The 7,752-nt window shown below is 68.6% G+C and carries 6 protein-coding genes; 3 read left to right on the plus strand and 3 right to left on the minus strand.

Annotation, left to right across the window (positions count from 1 at the left end; translation table 11 throughout):
• Positions 1 to 2 precede the first annotated feature (2 nt).
• The 3 genes from NHG85_RS09185 to NHG85_RS09195 all read right to left on the minus strand — a co-directional run bounded on the left by NHG85_RS09185 (position 3) and on the right by NHG85_RS09195 (position 3,834).
• The gene (locus NHG85_RS09185) at positions 3 to 911 is read right to left on the minus strand and encodes an ABC transporter permease subunit (protein WP_253331676.1); all 909 of its coding nucleotides are present in this window, start codon (positions 909 to 911) and stop codon (positions 3 to 5) included.
• Entirely contained in the window at positions 911 to 1,918 is a 1,008-nt protein-coding gene (locus NHG85_RS09190; protein ID WP_253331678.1) for an ABC transporter permease subunit, read from the minus strand. Before NHG85_RS09190 ends, NHG85_RS09185 begins: the two co-directional genes overlap by 1 nt.
• 332 nt (positions 1,919 to 2,250) lie before the next feature.
• Complete coding sequence (locus NHG85_RS09195; RefSeq protein WP_253331680.1) at positions 2,251 to 3,834, minus strand: ABC transporter substrate-binding protein; 1,584 nt, start codon at positions 3,832 to 3,834, stop codon at positions 2,251 to 2,253.
• Between the two features lie 226 nt (positions 3,835 to 4,060).
• On the opposite strand from NHG85_RS09195, the gene NHG85_RS09200 reads away from it, so the two are divergent.
• The 3 genes from NHG85_RS09200 to NHG85_RS09210 all read left to right on the plus strand — a co-directional run.
• Complete coding sequence (locus NHG85_RS09200) at positions 4,061 to 5,497, plus strand: hypothetical protein (protein ID WP_253331682.1); 1,437 nt, start codon at positions 4,061 to 4,063, stop codon at positions 5,495 to 5,497.
• Positions 5,498 to 5,568: 71 nt separating this feature from the next.
• Entirely contained in the window at positions 5,569 to 6,621 is a 1,053-nt protein-coding gene (nadA, locus tag NHG85_RS09205) for a quinolinate synthase NadA (RefSeq protein ID WP_253331684.1), read from the plus strand.
• A 7-nt stretch (positions 6,622 to 6,628) separates the two neighbouring features.
• Positions 6,629 to 7,752 (plus strand): L-aspartate oxidase (locus tag NHG85_RS09210; RefSeq protein WP_253331686.1); only part of this gene is annotated, 1,124 nt, incomplete at its 3' end.

Consider the following 7,752-nt stretch of genomic DNA (forward strand, 5'->3'; position numbering starts at 1 on the left):
GATCAGCTCCGCTTCAGTTTCGGGTCGAGCGCATCGCGCAGACCGTCGCCCATCAGGTTGATGGCGAGCACGGTGACGAGGATCGCGAGGCCGGGCAGGGTAACCACCCACCAAGCGCGCAGGATGAACTCGCGCGCCTCGGCCAGCATGGTGCCCCATTCCGGGGTCGGCGGCTGCGCGCCCATGCCGAGAAACCCGAGCGCCGCGGCGTCGAGGATCGCGGTCGAAAACGACAGCGCCGCCTGCACGATGATCGGGGCGAGGCAGTTGGGCAGCACGGTAACGAACATCAGCCGCCACAGCCCGGCCCCCGCGACGCGGGCCGAGGTGACGTAGTCCTTGCCCAACTCGCCGATCACGCTGGCGCGGGTCAGGCGCACGTAATGCGGCTGCAGCACGATCGCGATGGCGATCATCGCATTGGTGAGCGACGGGCCGAGGATCGCCACCAGCACCAGCGCCAGCAGCAGCGACGGGAAGGCGAGGATGATGTCCATTAGCCGCATGATCAGCGCGTCGAGCCATTTCGGCGAGAACCCCGCCAGAAGGCCCAGAAGGATGCCGCCAGAGGCCGCGACGACCACCACGACAATGCCGACGAAGAAGGAATACCGCGCGCCGTTCAGCAGGCGCGAGAGCATGTCGCGGCCCAGAGGATCGGTGCCCAGCGGGAAGGTCCAGTTGCCGCCCTCCTGCCAGACCGGCGGGATCAGCGCGAACTCGCGGAACTGCTGGGTCGGGTCATGCGGCGCGATCCACGGCGCGGTGGCCGCGATGATCACGAAGACCACGAAGACCCAGAAGCCGAAGACGGCGCCGCGGTTTTCGCGGAAATAGAACCAGAATTCGCGCAGCCGACCAGGGCGCTGCTCGACCTGCGTCTCGACTTCCTTTGAGAGTGCGTGGTCCATCAGCGCTTCCTGATCTTGGGGTTGATGAGGCCGTAGAGCAGGTCGACGGTCAGGTTCACCACCATCACCATCACGGCGATGAGCAGAAGACCGCCCTGCACGACCGGGTAGTCACGGCGGAAGATGCTGTCGACCATCCACTTGCCGATGCCCGGCCAGGAGAAGATCGTCTCGGTGAGGATCGCGCCGGCGAGCAGCGTGCCGACCGACAGGCCGATCACGGTGATCACCGGGATCAGCGCGTTCCTGAGCGCGTGCAGCCCGTTGATCCGCCCCGGCGGCAGGCCCTTGGCGCGCGCCGTGCGGATGTAGTCCTCGCCCAGAACCTCCAGCATGGCGGACCGCGTCTGGCGCGCGATCACCGCGAGCGGGATGGTGCCCAGAACGATGGTCGGCAGGATCAGGTGCCGCACGGCGGAGGTGAAGGCGCCGCTCTGGCCCGACAGCAGGCTGTCGATCAGCATGAAGCCGGTGGTGTCGGGAAAGAAGTAGAGCAGGTCGATCCGGCCCGAGACCGGGGTCCAGCCCAGGTTGCCCGAGAACACGATGATCAGAAGCAGCGCCCACCAGAAGATCGGCATGGAGTAGCCGATGAGCGCCGTCGACATCAGCGCCCGGTCGAAGAACTTGCCGCGGTTCATCGCGGCGATCACGCCCGCGGGCAGGCCCAGCGCCACGGCGAAGATCATCGCGCAGATCGACAGCTCCAGCGTCGCAGGAAAGAGCGCGAAGAACTCATCCCAGACCGGCTTCTTGGTGACGTAGCTGGTGCCGAGATCGCCCTGCAACACGCCGGTCAGGTAATCCCAGAACTGGGCATAGATCGGCCGGTCGAAGCCGAACTGCACCACCAACTCGTCATAGCGCTCCTGCGTCATGCCGCGTTCGCCCGCCATGACGATGATCGGATCGCCCGGCAGCACGCGGATGAAGGCAAACGAGATGAGGGTCACGCCGATGAAGGTCGGCACGAAGGTCGCAAAGCGCGACAGCACGTAGCGCAGCATCTAGCGGCCCGCCTTGCTGGGGACGGCGCGCGCGGGCGCGGCGGGTCCGGGGAAATGGGGGATGACCATGCCGGTACGGGTCTCCTGTTGCTTGGCAATCGGGCAATCGGGGGCGATCGGGGTCTCGGTCGTCGGCGGCCCGGAACGGGCCACCCGGTGAGCGCGCCTCGTATCACACGGATCACGATCCTGTCGAGAATTCGTGATGCCTGACGCGGGGTCTCACCCAGATTGCGCGCGCGGCGGCGCTTCGGTCAAGCGGCGCGCGCCTTGATATGCGAAGGGTCCGGGGCCTGCACGGCCCCGGACCCTCCTGTCTTTCGGCGCGCGATTTACTCGGCGATCGAGACGTTGTCGAAGAGATGGCCGCCCAGCGGGTGGACGACATAGCCCTCGACCTCTTCGCGCATCGGCATGGCGACGACCGAATGGGCGATGGTGGCCCAGGGCGCCTGCTCCTTGAAGACCTTCTGGGCCTCCATGTAGATCTCGGCCCGCTCTTCCTGGGTCGACTTGGTCTTGGCCTCCTGGATCAGCGCCTCGAACTCCTCGTTGCACCACTGCGCGCGGTTCGAGCCGCCGACGCCGTCACAGCCCAGCAGCACGGCGAGGAAGTTGTCCGGATCGCCGTTGTCGCCGGTCCAGCCCAGCAGCACCGCGCCATCGCGATCCTCGTCCTTCGACCGCTCGAGATACTCGCCCCACTCGTAGGAGACGATCTCCACATCGACGCCGATCTCGGACATGTCCTCCTGGATCAGCTCGGCCATGCGCCGCGCGTTGGGGTTGTAGGGGCGCTGCACCGGCATCGCCCAGATCTTCATCGACAGATCCTCGACACCGGCATCCGCGAGCATCTGCTTGGCGGCCTCGGGGTCGTAGTTGTCGTCCTCGATCTCCTCGTTGTAGGACCACATGGTCGGCGGGATCGGGTTCTTGGCGATCTTGCCCGAGCCCTGGAACACCACGTCGAGGATCGCCTGCTTGTCGATCGCCATGTTGAGCGCCTTGCGGACCTCGGGCTGGTCGAACGGCGCCTGCTGGGTGTTGTAGGCGAGGTAGCCGACGTTGAGGCCCTCCTGCTCCATCACCTCGATGCCCTCGGCCTCCTTCATCGCGGCGATGTCGGCCGGGTTGGGGTAGGGCATGACGTGGCACTCGCCCGCCTGCAGCTTCTGGTAGCGCACGCTCGCGTCGGGGGTGATCGCGAAGATCAGGTTCTCGACCTTGGCGGGCTCGCCCCAGTAATCGTCGAAGCGCGAGAAGCGGATCACCGCGTCCTTCTGGTAGGCCACGAATTCGAACGGGCCGGTGCCGATCGGCTCCTGGTTCAGCATTTCGGGGCTGTCGGCGACCGCATCGGCGTATTCGGCCGAGAGGATCGAGGCGAAGTCCATCGCCATGTTGGCGATGAAGGGCGCCTCGGGGCGGGTCAGCTTGAACTTGACGGTGTAATCGTCGACCTTCTCGATGCTTTCGATCAGGTCGGGCATCGACATGCCCTGATAATATTCCCAGGTGCCGCCCGAGGCCATGTGGAACGGGTGGTCCTCGTTGCCCTGGCGCTCGAAGGTGAAGAGCACGTCATCGGCGTTGAAATCGCGCGACGGCGTGAAGCGGTCGTTCGAATGGAACGGCACGCCCTGGCGCAGCTTGAAGGTGATCTCGGTGCCGTCCTCGGAGACCTCCCAGCTTTCGGCGAGGCCGGGGACCACCTCGGTGGTGCCGGTCTTGAACTCGACGAGCTGGTTGTAGACCGTGTGCGACGAGGCATCGAAGGTGGTGCCGGAGGTGTAGAGCGCCGGGTCGAAGCCCTCGGGGCTGCCTTCCGAGCAATAGACGAGGTTCTGCGCCTGAGCAGCGCCCGCGAGCGCGAGTGTGGCCGCACCGGCGGCGAGCCATGTCTTCATCTTCATGTCGTTCTCCCTGTCTGCCCGGCCATTTTCCGGCACGCGAGGTGACGGTGGGCCGATGCGTTGTGCCGGCAGGTTGTCCCAGCGCGGCGCGTCAGGCAAGACCCCGCGTTCCTCTGACCCGGCGGAAACGCGGCGAACGTCCCGGCGGGGCGGGCCCAAAGGTCCCCCGCTTGCGGCGCTCCGCCGGGGCGGGCATGGTCGCGCCGAAACCTCCGGACTTCGACTCATGACATTCCCGTTCCGATCCCTGTCGCGGCGCGGCACAAGGCCCGCGCAAGCGGACGGGTCCGGCGCGCCTGCCGAGCCGCTCCTTGGCGCGGCGCTGGTGGTGTTGACGGTACTGGTCACGCTCAAGGATTGGGCGCCGGGCACGCAGGCGGGGCTCTGGGCCGCGTGGTGCGTGCCCCTGGTGGTGGCGCTTCTGGCCCTGCGGCTGCGCGGACGGCGGCTCGGCTTCGTGGTGGTGGCGCTTCTCGTCACGGCGGCGCTCTGGGCGCAGGGCGGCGACTGGGGCGCGCGGGTTCTGGCCGGATTGGGGTCGGCGGCCTTCATCGGCGCGTTCTTCGTGGCGCTCTCCACCCTGCGCGCGGCGGCCGAAACCTCGCTCGCGATCCGCGCCTGCGGGCAATATCTCGCAGAGCAGCCGCCCGGACGGCGCTACCTCGCGCTCACCTTGGGCGGGCAGGCCTTTTCGGTGCTGCTCAACTACGGCTCGATCGCGCTGCTGGGCAGCCTTTCGGTCGCCAGCTCCGAAAAGGAGAGCGACCCCGAGATCCGCTTTCACCGCAGGCGCCGGATGCTGCTGGCGATCCAGCGCGGCTTCGTCTCGGTGCTGCCGTGGTCGCCGCTCTCCTTCTCGGTCGCGATCACCGGCGCGCTGCTGCCCACGGCCCCCTACAAGGCCACGGTGCTGCCCGCGATGGTGACGGGGCTGATCGTCGCCGGAACCGGCTGGGCCATGGACCAGATCTTCAAGCCCCGGCTCGCCCACGCCCCGGTGCGCCACGCCCCCGAGGGCGGGCCGGGGGCGGTGCTGCCGCTTCTGGGGCTGCTGGCGCTTCTGGGCCTGCCGGTCTGGCTGTTGCACGTGGCCTTCGAGGTGCGCGTGGTCGGCGCGGTGCTCTTGGTGGTGCCGCTCCTGGCGCTGGGCTGGGTGCTTCTGCAGGCGGGTCCGCGCGGCGCATGGGGCCGCATGGGGCGTTTCGCGGCCCTTGAGCTGCCGCGCTACCGCCCCGAGCTGACGCTGCTGATGATGGCGGGCTACATCGGCACCGCCGGGGCCGGGCTGATCGCGCCGCATGTGGCCGAGTTCGCCCCCGTGATCGCAGCGCTGCCTGGGCCGCTGATCCTCGCGCTGCTGGTGTGGTTCATCCCCGTCACCGGGCAACTCGGCATGAACCCGATCCTCGGGGTGACGCTGCTGTTTCCGCTGCTGTCGAGCGCGGAGGCGATGGGCGTCAGCCCGGTGGCGCTGTTCATCGCGATCACCGCCGGATGGGCGCTGTCCGGCATCACCTCGCCCTTCACGGCGACGACGCTGCTCACCGGGAGCTTTGCGGGCAAGAGCGCGCTGCACGTCGGGCTGAAGTGGAACGGCGCCTATGCTCTGGTCACCGGCACCCTGCTGACGCTCTGGGCCGTGGGCTTCGGTCTCTGGGCCTGATCGCGCGATCTGGAACTCCCTTTCTCGCCGCGCTATGAGCCGACCCGACCGGTTGACGCAAGGTGAGGCACATGTACGAGACAGGCATCATGCGCAAGGAGCTCGCGCGGCATTACGATCTCGCGCCCTCCATGGAGGCGGCGGGGCGGCAGGCCGATCTCTTCGCGCGCATGGACAAGGTGCTGAGCCCGGTCGACTGGGCCATGCACGCCCCCTATGTCGAGGCGATCAACCGCCTCAAGCGCGAGCGCGGCGCGGTGATCCTCGCGCACAACTACATGACGCCCGAGATCTATCACGGCATTGCCGACGTGGTGGGCGACAGCCTGCAGCTCGCGATCGAGGCGACGCGGGTCGAGGCGGATGTCATCGTGCAATGCGGCGTGCATTTCATGGCCGAGACCTCGAAGATCCTGAATCCCGCCAAAACGGTGCTGATGCCCGACATGGAGGCGGGCTGCTCCTTGGCCGAAAGCATTGACGCCTCCGGCATCGCCGAGATGCGCGCGCGTCATCCCGGCGCGCCAGTGGTGAGCTACGTCAACACCACGGCGGAGGTGAAGGCGGCCTCCGACATCTGCTGCACCTCGTCGAACGCGCTGCAGATCGTCGAGGCGCTCGATGCCGAGACGATCATCATGACCCCCGACCAGCACCTCGCGCGCAACGTCGCCAAGCAGTCCAGCAAGCGCATCGTCTGGTGGGAGGGCAGCTGCATCGTGCACGAGCAATACACCGCCGAGGAAATGCGCGCCTACCGCGCGGCCGACCCGGAGGTGAGGATCATCGCCCACCCCGAATGCACGGTCGAGGTGACGGCGGAGGCGGATTTCACCGGCTCGACCAGCGGCATCATCGACTGGATCGACCGCGAGCGTCCGAAGAAGGCGCTGCTGGTCACCGAATGCTCCATGGCCTCGAACATCACCGACGCCTTCCCGGAGGTGACCTTCCAGAAGCCGTGCAACATGTGCCCCTACATGAAGATGATCAGTCTCGAAAAGGTGCTGTGGTCGCTGCACACCATGTCGCCCGAAGTGATCGTCCCCCAAGAGATCGCCATCCCCGCCCGCCGCGCGGTGGAGCGGATGATCGAGCTGTCGCGCAGCACGGTCCCTGCGTGACACGCGCATGATCCGCCTGCGCACCGAGCGCGTCGTCGTCATCGGCGCCGGTCTCGGCGCGATTTCGGCCGCGCTGGCACTCGCGCCGCGCCCGGTGCTGATGATCGCGCCCGAACCGCCGGGGCAGGGGGCGAGTTCGGCTTGGGCGCAGGGCGGCGTCGCCGCCGCTATGGCCGAGACCGACAGCGCAGCGGCCCATGTCGCCGACACGGTGGCGGCGGGGGCAGGGACGGTCGACGCCGCCATCGCCGGAATGGTCACCCGCGCCGCACGCTCGCATATCGCCGAGCTGGCCGGGTTCGGCACGCCCTTCGACCGCGATGCACGGGGCGGCTACGTGCTCTCGCGCGAGGCGGCGCATGGCGCGGCGCGGGTGGTGCGGGTCAAGGGAGATCAGGCGGGCCGCCGGATCATGGAGACGCTGATCGCGGCGCTGGCGCGCACGCCCTCCGTGCAGCTCCTGTCCGGCGCGCTGCTCACCGGGATCGAGGCGCGCCAGGGCCGCGCCACCGGCGTGGTGATCGAGGCGGCCTCCGGCTCGGCCCCGCTCATCATCGAAGCGCCCGCCATCCTGCTCGCGGGGGGTGGATCGGGCGGGTTGTGGCAGCACACGACCAACCCAGCCCGCATCCGCGGCCAGGTGATCGGGGCGGCGGCCCGCGCGGGCGCGATGATCGCCGATGCGGAGTTCGTGCAGTTCCACCCCACCGCCATCGCCACCAATGAGGACCCGCTGCCCTTGGCCACCGAGGCGCTCAGGGGCGAGGGGGCGTGGCTGGTAAACGACCGGGGCGAGCGCTTCATGACCGCCATTCACCCCGATGCCGAACTGGCCCCGCGCGACATCGTCGCCCGCGCCGTCTTTGCCGAGCGGCAGGCCGGCCGCGCGCCCGCGCTCGACACCCGCGCGGCGCTCGGCGCCAGCGTGATCGAGCGGTTCCCGGCGGTGGCCGAGGCCTGCGCCCGCGCGGGCATCGACCCGGTGCGTGGAACCATCCCGGTCGCGGTGGCGGCGCATTACCACATGGGCGGGGTCGAGACCGACGCATGGGGCCGCACCAGCCTCGCAGGCCTTTGGGCCTGCGGCGAGGCGGCCTCGACCGGGCTGCACGGCGCGAACCGCCTCGCCTC

The sequence above is a fragment of the Limimaricola litoreus genome (assembly GCF_024159025.1).
Lineage (GTDB): Bacteria > Pseudomonadota > Alphaproteobacteria > Rhodobacterales > Rhodobacteraceae > Limimaricola > Limimaricola litoreus.